This is a genomic window from Paracoccus tibetensis (assembly GCF_900102505.1).
GTDB classification, from domain to species: Bacteria; Pseudomonadota; Alphaproteobacteria; order Rhodobacterales; family Rhodobacteraceae; genus Paracoccus; species Paracoccus tibetensis.
In genome coordinates this window covers 269,388-294,713 of sequence record NZ_FMVT01000002.1, presented here as the reverse complement: position 1 = coordinate 294,713, position 25,326 = coordinate 269,388, and the positions used below count along the sequence as shown (strand labels likewise).

Annotated in this window: 23 protein-coding genes and 1 riboswitch; of the genes, 10 read left to right on the top strand and 13 right to left on the bottom strand. The window is 70.3% G+C overall.

Going from position 1 to position 25,326, the window contains the following annotated elements; translation table 11 throughout:
- Nucleotides 1-36: 36 nt before the first annotated feature.
- On the bottom strand, nt 37-1,206 hold the full coding sequence (locus BLP73_RS04150) for a DVUA0089 family protein (protein ID WP_090740591.1): 1,170 nt from the start codon (nt 1,204-1,206) through the stop codon (nt 37-39).
- Between the two features lie 200 nt (nt 1,207-1,406).
- Between BLP73_RS04150 and pheT the strand changes: the two genes are divergently transcribed.
- The 7 genes from pheT to BLP73_RS04115 all read left to right on the top strand — a co-directional run bounded on the left by pheT (nt 1,407) and on the right by BLP73_RS04115 (nt 12,466).
- Complete coding sequence (pheT, locus tag BLP73_RS04145; RefSeq protein ID WP_090740734.1) at nt 1,407-3,794, top strand: phenylalanine--tRNA ligase subunit beta; 2,388 nt, start codon at nt 1,407-1,409, stop codon at nt 3,792-3,794.
- Between the two features lie 175 nt (nt 3,795-3,969).
- Nucleotides 3,970-7,053, top strand: coding sequence for a response regulator (locus BLP73_RS04140; protein WP_090740589.1), 3,084 nt, complete (start codon nt 3,970-3,972; stop codon nt 7,051-7,053).
- Entirely contained in the window at nt 7,050-7,910 is an 861-nt protein-coding gene (locus tag BLP73_RS04135) for a CheR family methyltransferase (protein ID WP_090740587.1), read from the top strand. The genes BLP73_RS04140 and BLP73_RS04135 overlap by 4 nt, the downstream gene beginning before the upstream one ends.
- The gene (locus BLP73_RS04130) at nt 7,900-9,738 is read left to right on the top strand and encodes a response regulator (protein WP_090740585.1); all 1,839 of its coding nucleotides are present in this window, start codon (nt 7,900-7,902) and stop codon (nt 9,736-9,738) included. The genes BLP73_RS04135 and BLP73_RS04130 overlap by 11 nt, the downstream gene beginning before the upstream one ends.
- A 204-nt stretch (nt 9,739-9,942) precedes the next feature.
- Nucleotides 9,943-10,998 carry a methionine ABC transporter ATP-binding protein gene (locus BLP73_RS04125; protein ID WP_090740583.1) on the top strand — a complete coding sequence of 352 codons (1,056 nt, stop codon included), beginning with the start codon at nt 9,943-9,945 and terminating at the stop codon, nt 10,996-10,998.
- Complete coding sequence (locus BLP73_RS04120) at nt 10,988-11,662, top strand: methionine ABC transporter permease (RefSeq protein WP_090740581.1); 675 nt, start codon at nt 10,988-10,990, stop codon at nt 11,660-11,662. The genes BLP73_RS04125 and BLP73_RS04120 overlap by 11 nt, the downstream gene beginning before the upstream one ends.
- 30 nt (nt 11,663-11,692) lie before the next feature.
- A complete protein-coding gene (locus BLP73_RS04115) occupies nt 11,693-12,466 on the top strand; it encodes a MetQ/NlpA family ABC transporter substrate-binding protein (RefSeq protein ID WP_090740579.1) in 774 nt (257 codons plus the stop codon).
- Between the two features lie 33 nt (nt 12,467-12,499).
- On the opposite strand, the gene BLP73_RS04110 is transcribed toward BLP73_RS04115, so the two are convergent.
- From BLP73_RS04110 to BLP73_RS04085, 6 genes are all read right to left on the bottom strand, one after another.
- Nucleotides 12,500-13,096, bottom strand: coding sequence for a thiamine phosphate synthase (locus BLP73_RS04110; protein ID WP_090740577.1), 597 nt, complete (start codon nt 13,094-13,096; stop codon nt 12,500-12,502).
- Entirely contained in the window at nt 13,093-13,854 is a 762-nt protein-coding gene (locus tag BLP73_RS04105) for a thiazole synthase (RefSeq protein ID WP_090740575.1), read from the bottom strand. The genes BLP73_RS04110 and BLP73_RS04105 overlap by 4 nt, the downstream gene beginning before the upstream one ends.
- Before the next feature lies 1 nt (nt 13,855).
- On the bottom strand, nt 13,856-14,053 hold the full coding sequence (thiS, locus tag BLP73_RS04100) for a sulfur carrier protein ThiS (RefSeq protein ID WP_090740573.1): 198 nt from the start codon (nt 14,051-14,053) through the stop codon (nt 13,856-13,858).
- Complete coding sequence (locus tag BLP73_RS04095; RefSeq protein ID WP_090740571.1) at nt 14,043-15,005, bottom strand: FAD-dependent oxidoreductase; 963 nt, start codon at nt 15,003-15,005, stop codon at nt 14,043-14,045. Before BLP73_RS04095 ends, thiS begins: the two co-directional genes overlap by 11 nt.
- Complete coding sequence (gene thiD, locus BLP73_RS04090) at nt 14,998-15,819, bottom strand: bifunctional hydroxymethylpyrimidine kinase/phosphomethylpyrimidine kinase (RefSeq protein ID WP_281179908.1); 822 nt, start codon at nt 15,817-15,819, stop codon at nt 14,998-15,000. Before thiD ends, BLP73_RS04095 begins: the two co-directional genes overlap by 8 nt.
- A 65-nt stretch (nt 15,820-15,884) precedes the next feature.
- A riboswitch (TPP riboswitch) is annotated at nt 15,885-15,986 on the bottom strand.
- A 55-nt stretch (nt 15,987-16,041) separates the two neighbouring features.
- Nucleotides 16,042-17,502, bottom strand: a complete 1,461-nt coding sequence (locus BLP73_RS04085) for a methyl-accepting chemotaxis protein (protein WP_090740567.1) — start codon at nt 17,500-17,502, stop codon at nt 16,042-16,044.
- Between the two features lie 122 nt (nt 17,503-17,624).
- On the opposite strand from BLP73_RS04085, the gene BLP73_RS04080 reads away from it, so the two are divergent.
- Complete coding sequence (locus BLP73_RS04080; RefSeq protein WP_090740566.1) at nt 17,625-19,238, top strand: GMC family oxidoreductase; 1,614 nt, start codon at nt 17,625-17,627, stop codon at nt 19,236-19,238.
- On the opposite strand, the gene BLP73_RS04075 is transcribed toward BLP73_RS04080, so the two are convergent.
- The 4 genes from BLP73_RS04075 to BLP73_RS04060 all read right to left on the bottom strand — a co-directional run bounded on the left by BLP73_RS04075 (nt 19,235) and on the right by BLP73_RS04060 (nt 22,658).
- Nucleotides 19,235-20,059 carry a metal ABC transporter permease gene (locus tag BLP73_RS04075; RefSeq protein ID WP_090740564.1) on the bottom strand — a complete coding sequence of 275 codons (825 nt, stop codon included), beginning with the start codon at nt 20,057-20,059 and terminating at the stop codon, nt 19,235-19,237. The genes BLP73_RS04080 and BLP73_RS04075 overlap by 4 nt on opposite strands.
- Nucleotides 20,056-20,901, bottom strand: coding sequence for a metal ABC transporter permease (locus BLP73_RS04070; RefSeq protein ID WP_090740562.1), 846 nt, complete (start codon nt 20,899-20,901; stop codon nt 20,056-20,058). Before BLP73_RS04070 ends, BLP73_RS04075 begins: the two co-directional genes overlap by 4 nt.
- Before the next feature lie 67 nt (nt 20,902-20,968).
- Nucleotides 20,969-21,781 (bottom strand): manganese/iron ABC transporter ATP-binding protein, encoded by an 813-nt coding sequence (locus BLP73_RS04065; protein ID WP_090740560.1) that lies wholly within the window; start codon nt 21,779-21,781, stop codon nt 20,969-20,971.
- A gap of 1 nt (nt 21,782) precedes the next feature.
- Nucleotides 21,783-22,658 carry a metal ABC transporter substrate-binding protein gene (locus BLP73_RS04060; protein ID WP_090740558.1) on the bottom strand — a complete coding sequence of 292 codons (876 nt, stop codon included), beginning with the start codon at nt 22,656-22,658 and terminating at the stop codon, nt 21,783-21,785.
- Nucleotides 22,659-22,756: 98 nt separating this feature from the next.
- On the opposite strand from BLP73_RS04060, the gene BLP73_RS04055 reads away from it, so the two are divergent.
- Nucleotides 22,757-23,173, top strand: a complete 417-nt coding sequence (locus BLP73_RS04055) for a Fur family transcriptional regulator (protein WP_090740556.1) — start codon at nt 22,757-22,759, stop codon at nt 23,171-23,173.
- Between the two features lie 33 nt (nt 23,174-23,206).
- Complete coding sequence (gene thyX / locus BLP73_RS04050) at nt 23,207-24,112, top strand: FAD-dependent thymidylate synthase (RefSeq protein ID WP_090740554.1); 906 nt, start codon at nt 23,207-23,209, stop codon at nt 24,110-24,112.
- A 3-nt stretch (nt 24,113-24,115) separates the two neighbouring features.
- Here thyX and BLP73_RS04045 read toward each other — a convergent pair whose 3' ends face one another.
- Together BLP73_RS04045 and BLP73_RS04040 are read right to left on the bottom strand one after the other, a co-directional pair.
- Entirely contained in the window at nt 24,116-24,685 is a 570-nt protein-coding gene (locus tag BLP73_RS04045) for a retropepsin-like aspartic protease family protein (protein ID WP_090740552.1), read from the bottom strand.
- Entirely contained in the window at nt 24,682-25,302 is a 621-nt protein-coding gene (locus BLP73_RS04040; protein ID WP_090740550.1) for a MarC family protein, read from the bottom strand. The genes BLP73_RS04045 and BLP73_RS04040 overlap by 4 nt, the downstream gene beginning before the upstream one ends.
- Nucleotides 25,303-25,326: the final 24 nt, after the last annotated feature.

The following is a 25,326-nucleotide window of genomic DNA, read 5'->3' as shown; positions in this document are numbered from 1 at the left end:
CTCAGGGCGGCGCAACACCCACCGCGCGTTGCGCGGCTACTCCACCCGCTCGTAGCGCTCGAAGACGAGGCCGATGGGCCGGATCGGCGCGCCCGGCTGGTCCAGCCGGTTCACGTCCATCACCGCCAGCCGGTACTGCCCCGGCTCCAGCCGCACCAGAAGCTGCGCGTCCGTGCCGCCATCCGCGTCGTCATTCTCGGCCACCAGCTGCCCCGCCGCGCCGAACAGCGCCAGCTTGCTGTCGACGCCCACCGCCTGCCCATAGGCATCGACAACCAGCACGCTCGGCCGCTCCAGCGCGAAGCCCAGCCATTGCGCGGCGCCGTCATGCAGCACGACCGTGTCGCGGACCTTCGCCAGATCAAGGACTTGCACCGGCCATTCGCCTTCCGGCGGGGGCATCTCGCCCTTGCGCCAAGCGGTCCGCAGGAAGCCCGCACGGTCCAGCGCCTCGGCCGAAACGGTGATGCTGCCCTCGCCCGGCGAGAGCGGCGCCACGCCGAGGCAATAGTCCCCCGCTTCGAGCGGCGTCAGGAAGTCGAGCCGCGAATTCAGCCCGTCCGCATCGTCATTCTCGGCCACCAGCGCGCCCGCGCCGTCATAGAGTTTCACATGCGGATCAAGCCCTTCGCTTACCGCCCGCAGCGTCACCGAGGTCGGCGCGGCCAGCGAAAAGCGCAGATACTCCACACCCGCCCCTGCCTGATGCTCGACCTTCCCCGCCGGGAGGGCTGCGTCCAGCGGTCCCTCTGCCAGCGGCGTGCCCCCGATCTCGGGACCGCAGGCCACGATGCTGGTGTCCGCCGGCTCGGCCAGCAGCGCCGGCTGGTCGGCGCGCCCCGCCTGCACCCGCGCGGTCATCACGGGCTCGCCCACCGGCACAAGCCGCAGGCAATAGGTGCCGGGCCCGACGCTGGTCTCGATCCGGCTGTTCAGCGTGCCCGCCGCATCGTCATTCTCGGCCAGCACCTCGCCATCCGGAGTCGCAAGCACCAAGGATGGATCGCCCGCGCCCACCGCCTCGGGCTCCAGCCGCAGGCTCGTGGTTTCGGCCTCCGTGCGGAAGGCGAACCAGGGGCGGGTGGCGGCGTCGGTTCGGCCCTCGACCTGCAGCGGGGCATCTGCGGCGGACAGGTCCGCCTCGGCCAGCCATTCCGCCGGCTCGCCCGCGCAAAGCGGCTCCTGCGCGTGGAGGGGCAGTGCCATGAGGCTAGCGGCGCCGAGGGAAAGGGAGAGAAGCAGTCGCATGGGACACACCCGTTGGCACGTGATGCCGCAGCATTGGCACCAAGCCCCGAGTCCCGCAAGCGTGCGAAAAACGCGGCTTGACGCTTGACCCCTGCGCCCGCCCGCGCTTGAAGGCAGCAAAGCCCCGCAGCGCCTGCGGGCCGATGGAAGGCAGCGCCATGAAGTTCACCCTCTCCTGGCTCAAGGAGCATCTGGATACCGAAGCCACGCTCGGCGAGATCGCCGAGGCGCTGACCGATCTCGGGCTCGAGGTCGAGGACGTGGCCGATCCCGCGGCCAAGCTTGGCACCTTCACCCTGGCGCGGATCGAGGACGCACAGCAGCATCCCGACGCCGACCGGCTTCGGGTCTGCCGGGTGCTGACGGACGAGGGCGAAAAGCAGATCGTCTGCGGCGCGCCTAACGCGCGGGCGGGGATCACGGTGGTGCTGGCAAAGCCGGGCGATTACGTGCCCGGCATCGACACGACGCTCGGCGTCGGCAAGATTCGCGGCGTCGAGAGCCACGGCATGATGGCCTCCGAGCGCGAGCTGGAGCTGTCCGAGGAGCATGACGGCATCATCGAGCTGCCCTCGGGCGAGGTCGGGCAGCGCTTCGTCGACTGGCTTGCGGAGAACGCGCCGGAGAAGATCGACCCGATGATCCACATCAAGATCACCCCGAACCGGCCCGACGCGCTCGGCGTGCGCGGCATCGCGCGGGACCTGGCGGCGCGGGGGCTTGGCACGCTGAAGCCGCTGGAGGTGCAGCCGGTGGCAGGCGCCTTCCCGTGCCCCATGGGCGTCAGCATCGCGCCCGAGATGGCCGCCAAAGCGCCCTTCTTCGCGGGCCGTGTGATCCGGGGCGTCAAGAACGGGCCGTCCCCCGACTGGCTGCAGAAGCGCCTGCGCGCCATCGGGCTGCGGCCGATCAACGCGCTGGTCGATATCACCAATTTCTTCACCTACGACCTGAACCGCCCGCTGCATGTCTTCGACATGGCCAAGGTCCGGGGCGATCTGGCCGTGCGTGCGTCGCAAGACGGCGAAGAGTTGCTGGCGCTGGACGGAAAGACCTATGCCTTCGCGCCGGGCACCATGATCATCGCCGACGATCAGGGGCCGGAGAGTATCGCGGGGATCATGGGCGGCGAGGTCTCGGGCTGCTCGGACGAGACCACCGAGGTTTTCCTGGAAAGCGCTTACTGGACGCCCATCGACATCGCCGCGGCGGGGCGGGCGCTGAAGATCAACAGCGACGCGCGCTACCGCTTCGAGCGGGGCGTTGACCCACACTTCACCCTGCCGGGGCTGGAGCTGGCGACGAAGATGGTCCTGGACCTCTGCGGCGGCGAGCCCTCCGAGGTGACCACCGCAGGCGCCGTGCCGGACACGGGCCGCGCCTACAGGATGGACCCGCAGCGCACCTCGTCGCTGGTGGGCCTCGACATCCCCGAAGCCCAGCAGCGCGCGACGCTCGAGGCGCTCGGCTTCCGGCTGGAGGGGGACATGGCGCATGTGCCCAGCTGGCGCCCGGACGTGCTGGGCGAGGCGGACCTGGTGGAAGAAATCGCCCGCATCGCCAGCCTGACGAAGCTGCAGGGCAAGCCCCTGCCGCGCCCGCGCCCCGGCGTGCCACGGCCCGTCCTGACGCCGCTGCAGCAGCGCGAGAAGGCGGCGCGGCGGATGGCGGCGGCGCTCGGCTACAACGAATGCGTGACCTACAGCTTCATCGACGAGGCGTCCGCGGCCCTCTTCGGCGGCGGCACCGATGCGGTGCGGGTCGAGAATCCGATCAGCAGCGAGATGACGCATCTGCGTCCCGACCTGCTGCCGGGCCTTCTGGCGGCGGCGGCGCGCAACCAGGCGCGGGGATTTGCCGATCTTGCGCTCTTCGAGCTGGGGCCGGTCTTCACGGGAGGCGAGCCAGGCGAGCAGGGGCTGCGGATCAGCGGGCTTCTGGTGGGCGCTGCGGCGCCGCGCGATCCGTTCGGCAGCCGCCGCAAGGTGGACCTCTATGACGCCAAGGCCGATGCCGAGGCGATCCTGCAGGCCATCGGCGCGCCGGCCAAGGCGCAGATCAACCGCAAGCTGGACGGCTGGTGGCATCCGGGCCGGGCGGGCAACATCGCGCTCGGGCCGAAGGTGCTGGCGACCTTCGGCGAGATCCACCCGCGCGTGCTGCGCCAGATGGACGTGAAGGGTCCGGCGGTCGGGTTCACCGTGGACATCGCCGCGATCCCCTTCCCCAAGACGAGGACCGCGACCCGCCCGGCGCTGGAGCTGTCCGAGCTGCAGGCGGTCGAACGCGACTTCGCCTTCGTCGTCGGCCCCGAGGTCGAGGCGCTGACGCTGGTCAACGCGGCGGCGGGGGCGGACAAGGCGCTGATCGCGGCCGTCTCGGTCTTCGACCAGTTCACTGGCCTCGAGGGCGGGGCGAAGTCCATCGGCATCACCGTCCGCCTGCAGCCGAAGGACAAGACGCTGACCGATGCCGAGATCGAGGCCGTCGCCGCGCGCATCGTGGAAAAGGTCCAGAAGGCGACCGGCGGCACGCTGCGCAGCTGATCCTGACCGAAGACCGCCGAAACGCCTGCGCGCAACGTCACGCAGGCGTTTCGGCCGGAATTATTGATCCTTCAATCAAAATGTGGTTTCTTGCGTCGCTGGCTGAACCCGAGGCCATGCGCGAGCGTTCGACGCAAGCGTCGAAAATTCGACAGGCGAGCCTGCAGGAGAACACGTGAGCAAGACTTCCGATCTGGCGATTCCCCTGGTCATCGCCCTCAGCCTCGCAGCGGTGTTCGTCTTCGACCTGATCTTCCCGCTCGGCACGGCGGTCTGGGTCATCTATTTCCTGCCGCTGGCGCTGTCCTTCGCGTCGCGCCGGCCGGTGCTGCCGCTGGTGACCGCGGCGGCCGTCTGCGTCCTGCTGCTTGTCGGCCTGCTCATCGATTTCAACGACAACAACGTGGTCTCGCCCATCACGGCGGCCGCGAACCGCGCCATGGCGGCGCTGGTCTATGTCGTGCTCGGCATCACCGGCCGCAACCTGATCATCAACCGCGAGCGCCTGTCGCGCAGCGAGTGGGTCCAGCAGGGCGAGGTGGCGCTGTCCCGCGCCGTCCAGGGCGAGCTGTCGCCGCAGAAGCTGGGCGCGCAGGTCCTCTCGGCGCTGGCCGAGCAGGTCGGCGCCCGCGCGGCCGTCGCCTACTCCCGCAATGGCCGCGGCTTCAAGCGGATCGCCTGCTGGGGCGCCGACGAGGCCGCGCTGCCTGAACGCATCGCCGAGGGCGAAGGCCATCTGGGCCGCGCCATCGCGCACGGCGAGCCGCTGCAGATCGCCATGCAGCCCGACGAGGCGCTTGGCTGGGCCTCGGGACTCGGGCGGGGCAGGGCGCCGCATTCGGTGCTGGTGCCGGTGCGCGACGGACAGCTGGTGAACGGCGTTCTCGAGTTCGGGCTCGACCAGGCCGCGCCGCCCCGCGTGATCGAGATGTTCAGCCGCGTGGCCGACAAGGTCGGCATCGCCATCCGCTCGGCCCAGTATCGCGAGCAGCTTCAGGAGCTGCTGGAGGAGACGCGCCGGCAGGCCGAGGAGCTGCGCAGCCACACCGAGGAACTGGCCGCCTCGAACGAGGAGCTGGAAGAGCAGACGCGCATTCTGCAGGACAGCCAGCGCAAGCTGGAAGAACAGCAGAACGAGCTGGAGCAGCAGAACGCGATGCTGGAAAGCCAGACGCAGGAGCTGGAGGAACAGCGCGACGCTCTGGCCCGCTCGCGCCGTCTGCTCGAGGATCAGGCGGCCGAGCTGGCCCGCGAAAGCCGCTACAAGTCCGAATTCGTCGCCAACATGAGCCACGAGCTGCGCACGCCGCTGAACGCGCTGCTGATCATGTCGCGCCTGCTGGCCGAAAACCGCGGCCGCAACCTGACGGACGAGCAGGTGCGATGGGCCGAGACGATCCAGGGCTCGGGCCAGGACCTGCTGGCGCTGATCAACGACATCCTGGACCTCTCGAAGATCGAGGCGGGCAAGGTCGAACTGCAACGCGAGGCCGTCAGCCCGCAGGGCATCGCCAAGAAGCTGATCCGCAGCTTCGAGGTGCAGGCGCGGCAGAAGGGGCTGGAGCTGGGCTTCGACGTCGCCCCCGACCTCGGCGAGATCCAGACCGACCAGCAGCGGCTGGAGCAGGTGCTGCGGAACTTCATCTCGAACGCGCTGAAGTTCACCGATCGCGGCCGCGTCACGCTGCGCGTCGCCCGCGCGGGGCAGGGGATCGCCTTCTCGGTCGAGGACACCGGCATCGGCATCCCCCAGGCCGAGCAGGAGGCGGTCTTCGAGGCCTTCCGCCAGGCCGACGGCACCATCTCGCGGAAGTATGGCGGCACGGGCCTCGGCCTCTCGATCTCGCGCGAGCTGGCCGATCTTCTGGGCGGGCGCATCTCGCTGACCAGCGAGCTAGGGCGCGGCAGCACCTTCACGCTGACCCTGCCCGAGCGGCCGCTGCGGGCCGATCCTGTGCCCGCCCGTGCCGTGGCCCGCGCCGAGGAACCCGCGCGCGATGCCCCGGACGGCCCGCTGGTCCTGAGCCAGCTCGACGGGATCGAGGATGACCGCGCCGCCGTCCAGCCGGGCGAGCGGGTGATGCTGGTGGTCGAGGACGACCCGGCCTTCGCCCGCATCCTGCGCGATCTGGCGCGCGAGCTGGGCTTTCGCTGCGTCTGCGTCGCCCGGGCCGACGACGTCGTGCCTGCCGCCAAGCACTTCCAGCCGCAGGCGATCACGCTGGACATGGGCCTGCCGGACCATTCGGGCCTGTCCGCGCTGGACCGGCTCAAGCGCAACACGGCGACGCGGCACATCCCCGTCCATGTCGTCAGCGCGAACGACTACACCAAGGAGGCGCTGTCGCAGGGCGCCATCAGCTACATGCTGAAACCCGTCCAGCGCGACGAGCTGGAAGCGGCCATCCGGAAGCTGGAATCGCGGCTGGAACAGCGCCTGCGCCGCGTGCTGATCGTCGAGGACGACCCCGCGCAGCTGGAAGGGCTGAAGGCGCTGCTGGCCAATGACGAGGTCGAGACGATCGGCGCCGGCACCGCCGCCGAGGCGCTTCGCATCTGCCGCGCGCAGACGGTCGACTGCATCGTGCTGGACATGACGCTGCCGGACGCCTCGGGCTTCGACCTGCTCGAGCAGCTGCACGAGGATGCGGTCGGGACCTTCCCGCCCGTCATCGTCTACACCGCCCGCAGCCTTTCCGAGGCCGAGGAGCAGCGCCTGCGCCGCCACTCGAAGTCGATCATCATCAAGGGCGCGAAATCGCCCGAGCGTCTGATCAACGAGGTCACGCTGTTTCTGCACCAAGTCGTCAGCGACCTGCCCGAGAAGCAGCGCGAGATGCTGGCCGCGTCCCTGAACCGCGACGCGCAGCTGGAAGGCCGCCGCATCCTGGTGGTCGAGGACGACATCCGCAACGTCTACGCCCTGACCGGCATCTTCGAGCCGCATGGCGCCACCGTCCAGATCGCCCGCAACGGTCGCGAGGCGCTGGAGGCGCTTGGCCGCGTCAACGACGGCGGCGCGCCGCGGATCGACCTCGTGCTGATGGACGTGATGATGCCCGAGATGGACGGGCTGACCGCCACGCGCGAGATCCGCAAGATCGACCGCTGGAAGACGCTGCCGATCATCATGCTGACCGCCAAGGCCATGGCCGAGGACCAGAACCAGTGCCTCGCGGCAGGCGCGAACGACTACCTGCCAAAGCCCTTGGACGTGGACAAGCTGCTGTCGCTCACGCGCGTCTGGATGCCGCGATGACCACGCCGCCCATTCCCGTCCGCTCGCCCGAGGCGATCGAGCTGGACCTGTTCCTCGAGGCGCTGCACCGGCGCTATCACTTCGACTTCCGGGCCTATTCCCGCTCGTCGCTGGCGCGGCGCGCGGATCTGGCCCGCGAGCGGCTCGGCTGCGCGACCCTGTCCGAGGTGCAGGGGCGCCTTCTGCACGAGCCGAAGGTGCTGGCCGACGTGATCGACGCCATGACGGTCCAGGTCAGCGAGCTGTTTCGCGACCCCGCCTACTATCTCGCGCTGCGGCAGGAGGTGCTGCCGCATCTGCAGACCTTCCCCTCGCTCAAGGTCTGGGTCGCAGGCTGCGCGGACGGCGAGGAGCTGTATTCGCTGGCGATCCTCTTCCACGAAGAGGGGCTGCTGGAGCGCACGCTCTTCTACGCGACCGAGATCAACGCCCGCGCCCTGCGCCGGGCCGAGGCGGGCGTCTACGACATCGAGCGGCTGCCGCAATTCTCGCAGAACTACCAGCAGGCCGGCGGGCGCGGCTCGCTGTCGGACTACTACACCGCCGCCTATGGCCGGGCCGCCTTCGACCGCAGCCTGCGCGCGCGCACCGTCTTTTCCGAGCACAACCTCGCCACCGACCAGGTCTTCTCGGAAGTCCACCTGATCACCTGCCGCAACGTGCTGATTTATTTCGACACGCCGTTGCAGGACCGGACGCTCGGGCTCTTTGCCGAGGCGCTGACGCGGGGGGGCTTTCTCGGCCTCGGCTCGCACGAGACGCTGCGCTTTTCCTCCCACGCTCCCGCCTTCGCCGCCTTTGACGAGAGCCACCGGATCTGGCGCCGGACCAGCCAGGAGTTGACCCATGCCCGATAAGCCGATCCGCTTCCTGGTCGTCGACGACATCGCCGAGAACATCATGGCGCTGGAGGCTCTGCTGCGACGCGACCGCCTGGTCGTTGACCGCGCCCGCAGCGCCGCCGAGGCGCTGGAGCTGATGCTGGTCCATGACTATGCGCTGGCCTTCCTCGACGTGCAGATGCCGGGCACCGACGGGTACGAGTTGGCCGAGCTGATGCGCGGGACCGAGCGGACCCGCAGCGTGCCGATCATCTTCGTCACCGCCGCCGAGATGGACGAGGCCCGGCGCTTCCGTGGCTACGAGGCGGGCGCCGTCGACTACATCTTCAAGCCCATCGACCCGGTCATCCTGAAGTCGAAGGCCGAGGTCTTCTTCCGCATCGGCCTTCAGGCCAAGGAGCTGGAGCGGCAGCGCGACGCGATGCAGGCGCTGGCCCGTCACCGCGACGAGGCGATGGCACGGCTGAAGGCGCATACCGACAACTCGCCCCTCGGCTTCGTCGAGCTGGACCGCGACCTCGTCATCCGCGCCTGGTCCAAGGGCGCCGAGCGCATGTTCGGCCGGACGACCGACGGCATCGTGGGCACGGGCGCGGTCGAGTCGGGCTGGATCGGCGAGGAATCGGCGTGCACCCTCAGGGCCTGGTGCGACAGCGACACGAAGGCGCCGCGCTTCTCGGCCGAGATCACGCCGCTGCACCAGGATGGGCACGCGATCAGCTGCGAGGTCTACGGCTCGATCCTGGACGACGGCCTGGGCCGCCAGTCGCTCTCGCTGCAGGTGCTCGACGTGACCGAGCGCAAGCAGGGCGAGGAGGTGCGCTCGCTGCTGATCGGCGAGCTGAACCACCGCATCAAGAACACGCTGGCGAACGTGCAGTCCATCGCCCGCCAGAGCCTGCGCCAGTCCGGCTCGCTCGAGCAGTTCGAGCAGAGCTTCACGGGACGGTTGCAGGCGCTGGCGCGGGCGCATTCGATCCTGTCGGACGCCACCTGGGCCTCGGCGCCGCTGGACCAGCTGATCGACGACCAGATCAGCTCGGGCACGCTGGACCCCGACCGGCTGCGGCGCAGCGGCCCGCCGGTCGAGCTGGCGCCCGAGACGATGCTGCGCCTGGCGCTGACCCTGCACGAGTTGGGCACGAACGCGGCGAAATACGGCGCGCTGTCGGTGCCGACGGGCGAGGTTCACGTCACCTGGACTTTCGACCGGGGCCGGCTGGAGCTGACCTGGCGCGAGGCCGGCGGTCCGCCGGTGACGCCGCCCGATCGCAGCGGCTTCGGCACGATCCTGATCGGCGCGGCGGGAGGCGGTGACGACGGCGCCGCCAGCGTCGACTGGCGCCCCGACGGCGTCGTCTGGACGATCAGCATCAACGAGGGCATCACCGCCCTGCGCACGGCCAGTCCGGCCCCCGAGGCCGCGCCCGGCATGTCCCGGAGCGTTCCCGCCAGCCTGACCGGCGCGCGCGTCCTTCTGGTCGAGGACGAGCCGCTGGTGGCCATGGACCTGCAATTCGAGCTGGAGGATGCCGGCGCCGAGGTCGTTGCCGTCGCCCGCTCGGTGCCCGAGGCGCTGGCGATGGCCGCGGACCTGACGCTGGACCTGGCGCTTCTGGACGGAAACCTGCGCGGCGAGGCGGTCGATGAGGTCGCGCGCCTCCTGTCGCGGCGCGACATCCCCTTCTGCTTCGTTTCGGGCTACGGGCGCGAGCATCTGCCCCGGGATTTCGCGGACGCCCCGCTGATCGAGAAGCCGTTCCGGCCCGACGCCCTGCGCACCATCCTGACGGCCGTGCTTGCCGAGATGGGCCGTGGCAAGGTCGGCACCGCCGCGGCGTGACGAAGAAGAACGCCGGTCCGCCGCCGCCCCGGGGTGACGGATCGGACGTCCTGCGGCGGGCGGGCCTGCGGAACGGCGTCGCCCCCTTCGCCCTGATCTGAAGCATGTCGTCCCCGGCGCGCCCCCGTTCGGACCGGGTGCGGGGGTTGCGCCTGCCCCGCGTCTGAGGCATCCCCTCCCCCTCGCATCGCAGGAGACCGCGCCATGCCCGGCAGCCCCGCCGCCGCCGCCATCCGCTTCGAGCGGGTCGGAAAGTCCTTCGTCAAGAAGGGCCGCCCGGTCATGGCCGTGCAGGACGTGACGCTGGAGGTGCCGCAAGGCAGCATCACCGGCATCATCGGCCGGTCGGGGGCCGGCAAGTCAACGCTGCTGCGCATGGTCAACGGGCTCGAGCGGCCGACCGAGGGGCGGGTGCTGGTCGGCGGACAGGATGTCGGCGCGGCCCGCGGCGCGCCGCTGCGATTGCTGCGGCGCGAGGTCGGAATGATTTTCCAGCACTTCAACCTGCTGGCTTCGCGCACCGTGCGCGGCAACATCGCCCTGCCGCTGGAGGTCGCCGGCGTGCCGCGGGCCGAGACTAGGGCGCGCGTGGACGAGCTGATCGCGCAGGTCGGCCTCGACGCGCTGGCCGACCGCTACCCGGCGGAGCTGTCGGGCGGGCAGAAGCAGCGCGTCGGCATCGCCCGCGCCCTTGCCACGCGCCCGAAGGTGCTGCTGTCGGACGAGGCGACGAGCGCGCTGGACCCAGAGACGACGCAGACGGTCCTTGAGCTGCTGGGCCGGATCAACCGCGAACTGGGCCTGACCATCCTGCTGATCACGCACGAGATGGCGGTCCTGCGCGACATCGCCAGCCACATGGCGGTCATCGATGCCGGCCGCATCGTCGAGGCCGGCGCAACCTACGACATCTTCACGCGGCCCGCGCATCCGACGACGCGCAGCTTCCTCGCCGGCGTGACCGGCGCGACGCTGCCCGCCTTCATCGCCGGCCGCCTGCTGGACAGCCGCCCGGACGGGCCCAGCCAGCAGGTCATCCGCGTCACCTTCGCGGGCACGCACGCGACCGACCCGATGCTGGCGAGCCTTGCCACCGATCTCGGCATCGCCGCCAACATCCTGGCCGGTGCGATCGAGGAGGTCGGCACGCGGCCCTTCGGCAACCTGCTGATCGCCGTCGACGCCGCGCGGGCAGAGGAGGCGCGCGCCCATCTGGAACGCCACGGGCTGCTGACGGAGGTGCTGGGCCATGTCCGCTAACCTGATCCCGATCCTCTGGGACTCGACGCTGCAGACGCTTTACATGGTGGCGATCTCGGCGCTGCTCGGCACGCTCGGCGGGCTGCCGCTCGGGGTGTTCCTGGCCGTCTCGCAGCGGGGCGAGCTGATCAGCGCCCCTTGGATCAACAAGATCCTCGGACTGGTCGTGAACGCCACACGCTCGGTCCCGTTCATCATCCTCGTGGTGGCGATCATCCCCTTCACGCGGGCCGTCGTCGGCACCTCGATCGGCACCAACGCGGCCATCGTGCCGCTGACGCTGGCCGCGATCCCCTTCATCGCCCGCCTCGTCGAGAACGCCATCCGCGAGGTCGATGCCGGCCTGATCGAGGCCGCGCGCGCGATGGGCGCGACGCCGCTGCAGATCATCCGCAAGGTGTTGATCCCCGAGGCGCTGCCCGGCATCACGCTTGGCCTCACGCTCGCCGTCGTCAGCCTGATCGGCTACTCGGCGATGGTCGGGGCCGTGGGCGGGCAGGGCCTCGGCGATCTGGGCATCCGCTACGGCTACCAGCGCTTCATGCCCGAGGTCATGGCCGCCGTCGTCGTCATCCTGATCGTGATGGTGCAGCTGGTCCAGTCGCTTGGCGAATGGATCGCCGCCCGCGTCGACCGCCGCGCCGCCCGCAACCGCGGGCACTAAGTTTTCCGCAGACAAGAAAGGACAAATCCGATGCTGCGTCTGACCACCCTCGTTTCCGCCCTGGCCCTCTCGAGCGCCGCCATGGCCGAGGACATCACCGTCGGCGTCTCGCCTGGCGAGCATGGCGAGATCATGGAGAAGGTGGCCGAGGTCGCCGCGCCCCTCGGCCTCGACATCGAGATCATCGAGTTGTCGGACTATGTCGTGCCGAACCAGGCGCTGGCGGACGGCGATCTGGACGCCAACAGCTTCCAGCACCGCCCCTATCTGGAAAACCAGATGACCGACCGCGGCTTCGCGCTGGTCGAGGTCGGGACCACGATCACGACGCCGATGGGCATCTATTCCAGCCGCATCGACTCGCTGGACGATCTGCCGGACGGCGCGCAGGTGGCGATCCCGAACGATCCCACGAATGGCGGCCGGGCGCTTCTGGTGCTTCAGGACCAGGGCGTAATCGGCCTTGCGCCCGAGACGGGGCTGGTCCCCAGCCCGCTGGACGTGACCGACAACCCCAAGAACCTGCGCTTCCTCGAGCTGGACGCGGCGCAGTTGCCGCGCACGCTGGCCGATGCCGACATCGCGATCATCAACACGAACTACGCGCTGGCCTCAGGCCTCTCGCCGCGCGAGGACGCGATCGCGATGGAGAAGGCAGACAGCCCCTATGTCAACATCATCGTCGTCCAGGAGGGCCGCCAGGACGAGCCCTGGGTGCAGACGCTGGTCGAGGCCTACCAGTCGCCCGAGGTGAAGGCCTTCATCGACGAGAAATACGAGGGCGCCGTCATCACCTCGTGGTAATACGTGCGGCCGCCCGTTCCGGGCGGCCCTTCGTCACCCCGTGACGCGCAGCCAGTCGGCCATGCGCGCCTCGGGGTCGGGGTTCAGCGTGATGTCGGTCACCGCCGCGACGACATCCGCCCCCGCCGCCAGCGCCGCGGGGGCCCGCTCGACCGTGACGCCGCCGATGGCGACCAGGGGAAGCGGGCCGATGCGGCGCTTCCAGTCGGTCACCCGGTCCAGCCCCTGCTCGTGCCAGCGCATCTTCTTCAGGATCGTCGGCCAGACCGGCCCGAGCGCGACATAGTCCGGCGCCACCGCCAGCGCCCGCTCCAGTTCCGCCTCGTCATGGGTCGAAAGGCCGAGGCGCAGCCCCGCGCGCCGGATCGCCGGTAGGTCGGCCGTGTCGAGGTCTTCCTGCCCCAGATGCAGCCAGTCAGCGCCTTCCTCGATGGCGAGCCGCCAGTGATCGTTCACGACCAGCGCCGCGCCGTGCCGCCGCGCCAGCGCCAGCCCGCGCCGGATCTCGGCCCGCAGCTCGGCCTCGGCGCGGTCCTTCAGGCGCAGCTGCACCAGCTTGACGCCAAGCGGCAGCGCGCGCTCCAGCCAGTCGGCGCTGTCGAAGATCGGGTAGAAGCGCGGCAGGCTCACAGCCAGCCCTTTCCGATGAGGGGCGTGGAGGGGCTGGCCATCTCGCGCGGCTCCATCGGGTCGGCCGCGCGGGCGGCGGCCCCGGCCTCGACCGCCAGGGCGAAGGCGCGCGCCATCGCGGCGGGATCCCCGGCCTCGGCGACGGCGGTGTTCAGCAGGACGGCGTCGAAGCCCATCTCCATCGCCTCGGCCGCCTGGCTCGGCAGGCCGAGGCCGGCGTCGATCACCATCGGCACGTCGGGGAACGCCGCGCGCAGCATCCGCAGCCCGTAGCGGTTGTTGAGGCCAAGGCCCGAGCCGATGGGCGCCCCCCATGGCATCAGCACCTTGCAGCCGGCATCCAGCAGGCGCTGCGCGAGGACCTGGTCCTCGGTCGTGTAGGGGAAGACCTCGAATCCGTCGGCGGCCAGCGCCTCGGCGGCTTCGAGAAGCCCGAAGGGGTCGGGCTGCAGCGTGTCGGCATGTCCGATCACCTCGAGCTTGATCCACGGCGTGTCGAAGAGATCGCGCGCCATCTGCGCCGTGGTGATCGCCTCGCGGGCGCTGTGGCATCCGGCGGTGTTGGGCAGGACGCGCACGCCCAGCTCGCGGATCATGTCCCAGAACGCCCCGCCCTGGCCCTGCTCGCGGCGCAGCGAGACCGTGGCGACGGCCGCGCCGCTGCTGCGGAACGCCGCCTCCAGCACCGCCGGCGATGGGTAGCGCGCGGTGCCCAGCATCAGGGCCGAGGGCAGGGTGACGCCGTAGAAGTCGCGCATCTCAGCCCCCCTGCATCGGCGTCAGCACCTCGAGCCGGTCACCGTCGTGCAGTCGCTGCACGGGGCGGGCCGAGGCCGGCAGAAAGGCGCCGTTCAGCGCCGTGGCGACGCGGCGGTCCCCGAACCCCAGCTCGTCCAGCGCTTCGGCCACGGTGGCGGCGGCGATGTCGCGCTCGGCGCCGTTGAGTTCAATCTTCATGGACGAGTTCTCCCCTCGTGCGGGTCAGGATGTGGTCGGCAGCCTGCCGCGCCAGCGCCGGCGCCAGCAAGTAGCCGTGGCGAAAGAGGCCGTTCAGATGCAGCACCCGCCCGCGCACGAGGATGCGCGGGATGTTGTCGGGAAAGGCGGGCCGCAGGTCGGCGCCCAGCTCGACGATCGCGGCTTCGGCGAAGCGCGGGTCGAGGGCATAGGCGGCGCTCAGCAGCTCGAGGGCGGCGCGGGCGCTGACGGGCGCGCGGCTGGCGCTTTCCAGCTGCGTCGCCCCCAGCATGAAGAGCCCCTCGTCGCGCGGCACGAGGTAGAGCGGATGGCGCGGATGCAGCAGCCGCACCGGCCGCGACAGGCGGATGCCGGGCGCGTGCAGCACCGCCATCTCGCCCCGAACGGGACGCAGGTCAGGAAGCCCTGCCGCCAGGCCGCGCGCGTCGATCACCGGACCGGGGATGTCGGCAGGATCGGCCTCGGCGGTCTCGACCGTGACGCCGCGCGCGGCCAGCGCCCGCACCAGATCGCTGAGCGCGCGGCGGGGGTCCAGATGCGCCTCGGCCTCGAAGAAGAGGCCGGTCCGGTGATGCGACAGTTCCGGCTCAAGCTCGGCCGGGACGATCTCGCGGTGCCGGCTCGTGCGGCGGGCGAAGCGGGCCAGTTCGGCCCGGTCGCGCGGCATGGCGAGGACAAGCGTGCCGCGCCGGGTCACGGGGGTGATGGGGGCCCAGGCCGCGGCGGCCGTGGCCCCGAGCCGCGCGACCTGCGGCTCGGCCGTCGCGCCCTCGCAATCGGGCGCCAGCATCCCGCCCGCCCACCACGAGCAGCCATGCGCGCCCGGCCCGCCCCCCCGGTCGATGAGGCGGACGGCTAGGCCGCGGCGCGACAGCTCAAGCGCGGCGAAGAGGCCCGCGACGCCGGCGCCGATGACGGTGACGTCAGACATCCGCCCAGACTGCATGGAAATGATGGACCGGCCCGATGCCGCCGCCGACCCGCAGCGCATCGGCCCCTGCGATGGCGCCTTGCAGATAGCGATGCGCGATCCCGACCGCCTGCGCCAGTCCCTGCCCATGCGCCAGCGCGGCCGCGATGGCCGCGGACAGGGTGCAGCCGGTGCCGTGCGTGTTCCGCGTCGCCTGGCGCCGTGCGCTGAAGCGCAGCATGCCGCTGTCCGTCAGGAGGAGGTCGGTGCAGGTCGGCCCCTCCGCATGTCCCCCCTTCATCAGCACGGCGGCGGCACCGAGGGCGCGCAGCGCCTCGGCCTGCCGCGCCATCTCGGCCTCGTCGCTCGCCGGGGGGCAGTCCAGCAGGCGCGCGGCCTCGGGCAGGTTCGGCGTCAGCAGCGCGCAGCGCGGCAGCAGGACCGTGCGCAGCGTCTCGACCGCCTCGTCCGGCAGCAGCGCGTCGCCCGACTTCGCCACCATCACCGGATCGAGGATCACAGGAACGCTCGAGCCGGTCAGGGCTGCGGCCACGGCGCAGATCGCGGCGCTGTCCCCGAGCATCCCCAGCTTGATCGCGGCAGGGGCAAGATCGGTGGTCACCGCATCGATCTGGGCGGTGATGATGTCGGGGCTGGCCGCCTCGACCCTGTGCACGCCGCGTGTGTTCTGCGCGGTGAGGGCGGTGATGACGCTGGCGCCATAGACGCCGAGCGCCGAGAATGTCTTGAGGTCGGCCTGGATCCCGGCGCCGCCGCCCGAGTCGGATCCGGCAATCGTCAGCGCGACCGGCACGCGGTTCAGCCTTGGTGTCACGTCGCCCTCCTTCGGCAGCCGGGGCGTGACGAGGGGGAGAGGACGCAGGGCAGGCCGCGTGGCGGCAGTCCTTCGGCACCGTTCCCTCCGCCGGCATGACCCGGATCAGGTTCGATGGGTTGGCATTTCGCCTCTCAGCCTGCACGCAGGCACCCCAACGGTTGCAGGAAGGCTAGATCACCCGCTCGGGCGGCGCAAGCCGGTCCGGCGCGGGTGCGGGCCTCAGCCGGCGCGGCTGAGGCGCTGCGGCTCGGGGCGGGTGTCGATGCCGGCGAAGCGCGAGACGAGCTGCGTCAGCGACTGCGTCTCGTTGTGCAGAAGCGCGCTTGTCGCCGTGGCCTGCTCGACCATGGCGGCGTTCTGCTGCGTGGCGTCGTCGAGATAGCGGATCGCGTTGTTGATCTCGGAGATGCTCATCGCCTGGCGCTGCGTGCCGTCCGCAATCTCGGTGATGCGGCTGCCGATCTCGGCGACCACCTCCATGATCTCGCTCAGGGCCGAGTTGGTCGCGTCGACCAGCGCCACGCCCTGCTCAGTCTGGTGGGCGCTGCGGTCGATGAGGACCTGGATCGTGCGCGCGGCTTCTGCCGAGCGCTGCGCCAGCGCCCGCACCTCGGCCGCGACCACCGCGAAGCCGCGGCCGGCGTCGCCGGCGCGTGCGGCCTCGACCCCCGCGTTGAGCGCCAGAAGGTTCGTCTGGAACGCGATCTCGTTGATGACGCCGATGATCTGCCCCATCTCGCTGGCGCTGCTTGCGACGCTGGACATGGCATCGCGCGTCTCGCACATCACCTGGCTGCCCTTGGCCGCAACGTCGCGGGCGCGGCCGGCCATCTGGTCCGCCTCGCGGCTGCGCTGCGCAGAGGCGCGCACCGATTCCGTCATCTCGTTCAAGGCGGCCGCGGTCTCCTCCAAGCTGGCGGCCTGCTGCTCGGTCCGGCGCGCCAGATCGTCCGAGGCCGCCGCGATCTCCCGCGTGCCGTTGCCGATCTCGTCGGCGCCGCGGCGCACGGCGCCGATCGTGGCGGCCAGCGACGCGATCGCCTCGTTGAACATGGTCTTCTCCGAGAGGCAGGCGCTGACGCGGGCCGACAGGTCCCCGCGCGCCAGTTGCGACATCGCCCCGGCCAGTTCGTCGAAGGCGCGCTGACGCTCTTCCTCGGCATGGAGGCGGCGGGCGTCGATCTGCTCGAGATAGGTGGTGATGGACAGCTCGATGTCGAGAAGCGCCGCCCGCACGAGGGCCGACAGATCGGCCGCAAGCGCCACCCGGTGGCTTGCACGGAAGCTGCGGCGGTTCACGACCACGTCCCGCAGCAGCCGGTCGAGCACCAGCCCGTAGCCGCCGACATACCAGCGCGGCTCGAGCCCGATCCGGGCGTGGACGGCGCCAATGCGGCGCACGGCCGAGGCATAGGCCTGGCCGAAATCGGCCTGCATGATCCGCTTCCAGTGCGCCTGCTGCGAATCGCGGGCGTGGTCCATGTGACCCTCGTCCCGGAACTGCTGGCGCAGCACCGGCGTCCGCGTGACCTTGGCGTAGAAACCTGCCAGGGCCGGGCGGATGCTGGCGTCGATCTGGGCCGAGAGGCGTCGCAGCCTCGACTGGTCCTCGGTCGTCAGGCCGAGGAAGTCGAGCCGGGCCTCTAGGTCTATTGCAGTCTCGTCAAGGGAAGCGGCCATCTTGGCACCTACATGAAGCAGTTCGATGAACGACCCTAGCAGGCAGGCCTTAAGGATTGCTGAAGCCCTGCAGCTTGCGGCCCTGCGCCCGGCTGGCTAGCCTTTGGCGCGAGGAGGCGCGGATGCAGGATTTCGGAGACTACGACTTCATCGTGGTGGGCGCGGGCTCGGCGGGCTGCGTGCTGGCGAACCGGCTTTCCGCCGATCCGCGGCACCGCGTGCTGCTGCTGGAGGCGGGCGGCCATGACAACCGGCTCTGGGTGCATGTGCCGGTCGGCTATCTCTATGCGATGGGTAACCCCAAGCTGGACTGGTGCTACCGGACCGAGCCCGAGCCGGGGCTGAACGGGCGGCGCCTGAACTATCCGCGCGGGCGGGTCATGGGCGGCTGCTCGTCGATCAACGGCATGATCTACATGCGCGGGCAGGCGGCCGATTACGACCGCTGGCGGCAGGCCGGCAATCCGGGCTGGGGCTGGGACGACGTGCTGCCGCTGTTCCGCCGGTCCGAGCGGCATTACGAGGCCGCCTGCGCGCTGCATGGCGATGCGGGCGAGCTGCGGGTCGAGAAGCAGCGCCTCAGCTGGCCGATCCTGGATGCCGTGGCCGAGGCGGCGCAGGAGATGGGGTTGCCGGCCTGCCCAGATTTCAACTGTGGCGACAACGAGGGGGTGGGCTACTTCCCCGTCACGCAGCGGCGGGGCATCCGCTGGAACGCGCGAAAGGCCTTTCTCGACCCGGTGCGGGGCCGGCCCAACCTGCGGATCGAGACCGACGCGCAGGTCCTGCGCCTGGTGCTGGAGGGCAAGCGCATCACAGGCCTCGACTTCCGTCAGCACGGGATGGTCCGGCGGGCGCGGGTGCGCGGCGAGGTGATCCTGTCGGCCGGGGCGATCAACTCGCCCGCGCTGCTGGAGCTGTCGGGCATCGGGCAGGCCGAGCGGCTGGCCGCCTTGGGCATCGCGGCGGTCCATGACCTGCCGGGCGTGGGCGAGAACCTGCAGGACCATCTGCAGCTGCGGACGATCTTCCGCATCGAGGGGGCGAAGACGCTGAACGACCGGGCGCGGACGCTCTGGGGCAAGGCGGGGATCGCGCTGGAATATGCGCTCAGGCGCAGCGGGCCGATGGCGATGGCGCCGAGCCAGCTGGGGATCTTCGCCAAGTCTTCGGAAGCGTTCGAGACGGCCAATATCGAGTACCATGTCCAGCCGTTGTCCTTGGACAAGTTCGGCGATCCGCTGCACGACTTTCCGGGCCTCACTGTCTCGGTCTGCAACCTGCGCCCCGAGAGCGTGGGCTCCTGCCACATCACCGCCCCCGATCCCTTGGCCGCCCCGGCCATCGCGCCGCGCTACCTCTCGACCGAGGGTGACCGGCAGGTGGCAATCGAGAGCCTGCGCCACGCGCGCCGGCTGATGACGACGAAGCGCATGGCTGCCTTCCGTCCCGAAGAGGTGAAGCCGGGCGCGCATCTGGTCAGCGACGCGGATCTGCTGCGGGCGGCGGGGGAGGTCGGGACGACGATCTTCCATCCGGTCGGCACGACGAAGATGGGGACAGGGCCGGGCGCTGTCGTCGATCCGCGGCTGAAGGTGCATGGGCTCCTTGGGCTTCGCGTCGCGGATGCGGGGATCATGCCGAGCATCGTCTCGGGCAACACCCATGCGCCGGCGACGATGATCGCCGAGAAGGCGGCGGAGATGATCCTGGCGGACGCCCGCGCGATGGCCTAGCGCGGCACCACCTGCCGCCAGAGGAAGGCGAGAACGAAGAGCCCCGTCAGCACCACGATGATCGTGGGCGCAGGGGCGCTGTCCAGCCAGAAGCTGGCCCAGATGCCCGCCGCGCTGGCCGCCAGCGTCAGGGCGGCGGCGAGGATCAGCATCGCGCCGAGCCGGCGGACCAGCAGGAAGGCGATCGCCCCCGGCGCGATCAGCAGGCCGATGGCGAGGATGATCCCGACCGAGGAGAGCATCGCCACCACCGCCGCCGAGATCATCGCCAGAAGCCCGTAATGCAGCCAGTTCGTCCTCAGCCCCGCCGCCCGCGCCTGCACCGGATCGAAGGCCAGCAGGGCGAGGTCCCGCCACTTCAGCGCGATGGCGGCGGTAATGCCGGCGGCGATGGGCAGGGTGCTGGCGAAGTCGGCCGGCACGAGGCCGAGGATGTTGCCGAAGAGGATGTGGCTCAGATGCAGCTCGCCGGGGAAGGCCAGCAGTAGGACGAGGCCGAGCGCGAACATCCCCGACATGACGATGCCGAGCGCCGTGTCGGACTTGATACGGCTGGAGGCGTCGAGCCAGCCCGCCGCCAGCGCGCAGATCATGCCGGCGATGAAGGCTCCGATCAGCATCGGCACGCCGGCCAGATGCGCCAGCACCACGCCGGGCAGGACCGCGTGGCTGATCCCGTCCCCGATCAGCGCCCAACCTTTGAGGACCAGAAAGCAGCTGAGAAGGGCGGCGGGCAGCGCCACTGCCAACGCCATCAGCAGCGCGTCGCGCATCACCGGGAAGGTGAAGGGCAGGATGAAGGTCTCGTATGCCCAGCTCATGCGGCGCGCCTGCGGCGGCGGGCGGCGATCAGGCCGTGGCGCGGGGCCAAGACCAGCGCGGCGAGGAAGAGGGCAGTCTGGAGAAGGACGATGACGCCTCCGGTGGCGCCGTCGAGAAAGAAGCTGGCATAGGCGCCGATGGCCGAGGTGAGCGCGCCGATGGCGACCGACAGCGCGAGCATCCAGCCGAAGCGGTCGGTCAGCAGGTAGGCGGTGGCGCCGGGCGTGATGACCAGCGCGATCACCAGGAAGGCGCCGACGGTCTGCATGGCGGCGACGGTCGAGGCGGCGAGCAGGGTGAAGAAGACGAGCTTCAGAAGGCCGGGGCGCAGGCCGATGGTGCGCGCGTGGCTCTCGTCGAAGAAGACCACCATCAGGTCGCGCCAGATGAAGATGAGGATCGCGAGCGAGACGCCGGAGATGAGGACGAGTTGCAGGACGTCCCCGGGTGCGATGGCGAGGATATTGCCGAGCGTGATCCTCTGGATGTCCACCGCGACCGGGTTCAGCGAGACCATGAAGAGGCCGATGCCGAAGAAGCCGGTGAAGATGAGCCCGATCACGGTGTCCTGCCTCAGCCCCGTGCGCTGGTTCAGGAACAGCATCGAGAGCGCGGCGAGCCCCCCGGCCAGAAAGGCGCCGAGCGAGAAGGGCAGGCCCAGCATGATCGCGCCGGCCACGCCGGGGACGATGGAATGCGAGAGGGCGTCGCCGATGAGGCTCCAGCCCTTGAGCATGAGATAGGCCGACAGGAAGGCGCAGCTGGCGCCGACAAGGGCCGCGACCCAGATCGCGGTCGTCATGTAGTCGTAGCGGAAGGGGGTCAGGGCGAGCTCCAGCATCAGGCGCCGCAGGCGGGGGTTTCACACCCCCGCACCCCCGTGGGATATTTCTGCACAGAAGATGGGCTCACGCGCCGCCTCCGGTGCGGGGGCGGTTGGCCTCCATGACCAGCGGGCGCTCGTCATCGGTGAAGAGGTCGGTCGCGCCTAGCGGGAAGTGGCGCAGCGTGCCGCCGAAGGCGCGGCGCAGGTTCTCGGGCGTGAAGGTGGTGGCGGTGGGGCCGCTCGCGAGGACGGTGCCCTTCACCATCACCACCCGGTCGCAATATTCGGGCACCGCGCCGAGGTCGTGGGTGGAGACGAGCATGGCGCGGCCCTCGTTCCGCATCTGGATCAGCAGCTCGATGATGGCGCGCTCGGTCTGCACGTCGACGCCGGTGAAGGGCTCGTCGAGGAGGATCACCTGCGCCTCTTGCGCGAGCGCGCGGGCGAGGAAGACGCGCTTCTTCTGGCCGCCCGAGAGTTCCCCGATCTGGCGGCGGCGCATGTCCGCGAGGCCGACGCGGGCGAGGGCGGCCTCGACGGCTTCGCTGTCGGCGGGACGGGCGCGGCGCAGAAAGCCCATATGGCCGTAGCGGCCCATCATCACCACGTCCTCGACGAGGACGGGGAAGGTCCAGTCGACCTCTTCGGATTGGGGCACGTAGGCGATGAGGTTGGCGCGCAGGGCCTGCCGGACCGGGCGGCCGAGGATGGCGATGTCGCCGCGTCCGGGCAGAAGGCCGGTCAGGGCCTTGAAGAGGGTCGACTTGCCCGCCCCATTCACGCCGACCAGCGCGGTGACCGAGGCCTTCGGGACGGAAAAGCTGGCATCGGTGATCGCGGTCAGGCCGCTGCGATAGGCGACCGTCAGGTTTCGGACCTCGATCGCGTGTGTCATCTCAGTCGGCCGCGAGCTGGGTGACGATGGTCTCGGAGGTCACCCGGAGGAGGTCGAGATAGGTCGGCACCGGGCCGTCCGCATCGGACAGGCTGTCCACGTGGAGAATGCCGCCATAGCGGGCGCCGGTCTCGGCGGCCACCGCGCGGGCGGGGCGGTCCGAGACGGTGCTTTCCGAGAAGATCACCGGCGCGCCCGTCTCGCGCATCCGGTCGACCAGGGTGCGGACCTGCTGCGGCGTGCCTTCGCCCTCGGCGTTGATCGGCCAGAGGTACAGCTCCTCCAGGTCGAAATCGCGGGCGAGGTAGGAGAAGGCGCCTTCGGAGGTCACCAGGATGCGGCGGTCCTCGGGCAGGGCGCGGGCGGCGTCGCGCAGGGGAGCGATGGTGGCGGCGATCTCGGCCTTGTAGGTCTCGGCATTGGCCGCGTAGGCGGCGGCGTTCGCCGGGTCGGCTTGGGACAGGGCGGCGGCAATGTTGTCGATGTAGATCCCGGCGCTGTCGAGGGCCATCCAGGCATGGGGGTTCGGCTGCCCGTCATAGCCGCCGCCCGCGATGGGGACGGGCGCGATTCCCTCGGTCAGCACCGCCACGGGCACGTCCTCGAGCCGGACGAGGAAGCTGTCGATCCAGCCTTCCAGGTTCATGCCGTTGACCAGTATCAGGTCGGCATCCTGCACCCCCAGCACGTCGCGGGGGGTGGGCTGGTAGTCGTGGATCTCGGCGCCGGGGCGGGTGATGGAGGTCACCTCGGCCAGATCGCCGGCGACGTTCCGGGCCATGTCGGCCAGGATCGTGAAGCTGGTCGCGACCTTGATCTGGTCGGCGGCAGCTGCCAGCGGCGTCAGAAGCAGGGCGGCAAGGATCGGCAAGCGCATCGATGGACCTCCTGCCGCTCTAGATGTGCGACGCGTTCGCAACTGTCAATAGATGCGAACCAGTTGCAACTGGTGCGGGCTTGCGGCAAAATCGGCGGATGAGCGAGGGACGGGCCAAGGAACTGGAGGATGCGCTGCGCGGCGCGGGCGTGCGGCTGACGCGGCAGCGGGCGGCGCTGCTGCGTGTGATCGCGGCGGCCGAGGATCATCCCGACGCGGCCGAGCTGCATGCGCGGGCGGTCACGGCCGGGGCAGGGGTGTCGCTGGCCACCGTCTACCGCACGCTGACGACGCTCCAGGCGCAGGGGGTGATCGAGAAGCTGGAGTTCCAGGGCGAGCCGGCCCGGTGGGAGGCGGCCGATGCGCCGCACCACGACCACATGATCGACGTGGACAGCGGCGAGGTGATGGAGTTTCACAGCGAACGCATCGAGAAGCTGCAGGCCGAGATCGCCGCCGAGCTGGGCTACGAGATCGTGCATCACCGGCTGGAATTATATGTGCGCCGGCGCTAGAGGTTGATCCGAACCGACCGAAGGATCGCCCCCATGCCGCTCAGCCCCGAACAGAAAGCCGAGATCGAGAGCCAGCGGGCCGGGGGCGAGCGGACGCTGCGGGCGGTCTCGCCCGGGATGGAGGCGCGGCTTTACACGGCGCATGAGGTGCTGGACCACGGCTTCGTGCGGGTCATCGACTACATGGGCGATGATGCGGCGATCTGCCAGGCGGCGCGGGTCAGCTATGGCCGGGGCACGCGCTCGGTCCAGAACGACGAGGGGCTGATCCGCTACCTGATGCGGCACTGGCACTCGACCCCGTTCGAGATGTGCGAGGTGAAGTTCCACGTCAAGCTGCCGGTCTTCGTCGCCCGCCAGTGGATCCGGCACCGGATGGCGAACGTCAACGAATACTCGGCGCGCTACTCGATCCTCGACCGCGAGTTCTACATTCCCGCGCCCGAGCAGCTGGCGGCGCAATCGACGCAGAACAACCAGGGGCGCGGCGACGTCTTGCAGGGCGAGGAGGCGCAGCGCGTCCTCGACCTGCTGCGGGACGACGCGATGCGGTCCTATGACCATTACGAGGCGATGCTGAGCCAGGACGGCCAGCAGGGCCTCGCGCGCGAGCTGGCGCGGATGAACCTGCCGGCGAACATCTACACCCAGTGGTACTGGAAGACGGACCTGCACAACCTTCTGCACTTCCTGCGCCTGCGGGCCGATGCCCATGCGCAATACGAGATACGGGTCTATGCCGAGGTCATGTGCGAGATCGTCGCGGACTGGGTGCCGGCCGCCTTCGCCGCCTTCCGCGACTACCGGATGGACGCGGTGAGCCTGTCTGCGCAGGGCGCGGCGGCGCTGAAGCGGCGGCTGGCCGGCGAGGTGGTGACGCAGGAGAATTCCGGGATGGGCGCGCGCGAGTGGCGCGAATTCCAGGAGGTCTGGGGCTGACCCTCAGCGCTCCAGGATCAGCCGGTTGCCCTCGAAGCTGACGCGGGCGAAGCGGCTGAGATAGGACATGCCCAGAAGCGACACGCCTAGGTCGCCGTCGATCACCACGGCGCGCACGTTCTGGTCCCGCACCTCGCCAAGCGCGAAGTCGCGGATCGTCACCTGCGCCGTCGGCACCTGGCCGTTCGCCGTCATGGCGATGCCGGTATAGGAGAGGCGCGCGGGGTCGATGCCGACGCGGCGGGCATCCTCGCGGCTGAGGGCGACGGTGGTCGCGCCCGTGTCGACGATGAAATGGACCGGCTCGCCGTTCAGCACGGCCTCCAGGTGGAAATGCCCGCCGCGGCCGGCGGCAACCTCGATCCGGCCGCCCTCCAGCATCTGCTGGCGCGGCGCATCGCCGCCCATCCACCAGTCGGCCGCCAGGGCCAGGCCCGCGAAGGCGACCACCCACAGCAGCATCTGGCGCAGGGCGCGGCCGCCGCGGCCGGACAGCTCGAACAGCATCGCGCCGCCGATCACCACCAGCAGCAGCACCAGATAGGCGAGGCGGGCAGTCTCGTCCCCGCTCATCCGAAAAGCCCCGACCCGCGCAGCCCGTCGATCACGAACTGCACCGACAGCGCGGCCAGCAGCATCCCCAGAAGGCGCGTGACGACCATCGTGCCGGTGCGGCCAAGCGCGCGGGCAAGCGGCGTCGCCAGCACGAAGAGGACCATGGCGATGGCCAGCACGGCCAGCATCATCAGGTGGACCATGACGATATGGCCCGCGCCCTGGCCCTCGCCCACCAGCAGGATCATCGTGGCCAGCGCGCCGGGACCGGCCAGAAGCGGCATCGCCAGCGGGAAGACCGAGGGGTCGTGGCTGGGTTCCTCCATGCCGGCCTGGCCCTCGCGCCGCTCGGTCCGCCGCTCGAACAGCATGTCGAGCGCGGTCAGGAACAGCAGGAGGCCCCCGGCGATTCGGAAGGCCGAGATCGAGATGCCGATGCCCGACAGGATCGCCTCGCCCGCAAGGCCGAAGAGCGTCAGCAGGATCGCGGCGATGACCAGCGCGCGCAGCCCGATGCGGCGACGCGCGGCGCCGGACATGTCCGGAGTCAGCGCGATGAAGATCGGCGCCAGTCCGACGGGATCCATGACCACGAAAAGCGTCACGAAAGCGGTGATGTAGGTGGCCATGTCCATGCGCCCTTATCACCCGGCGCCAGC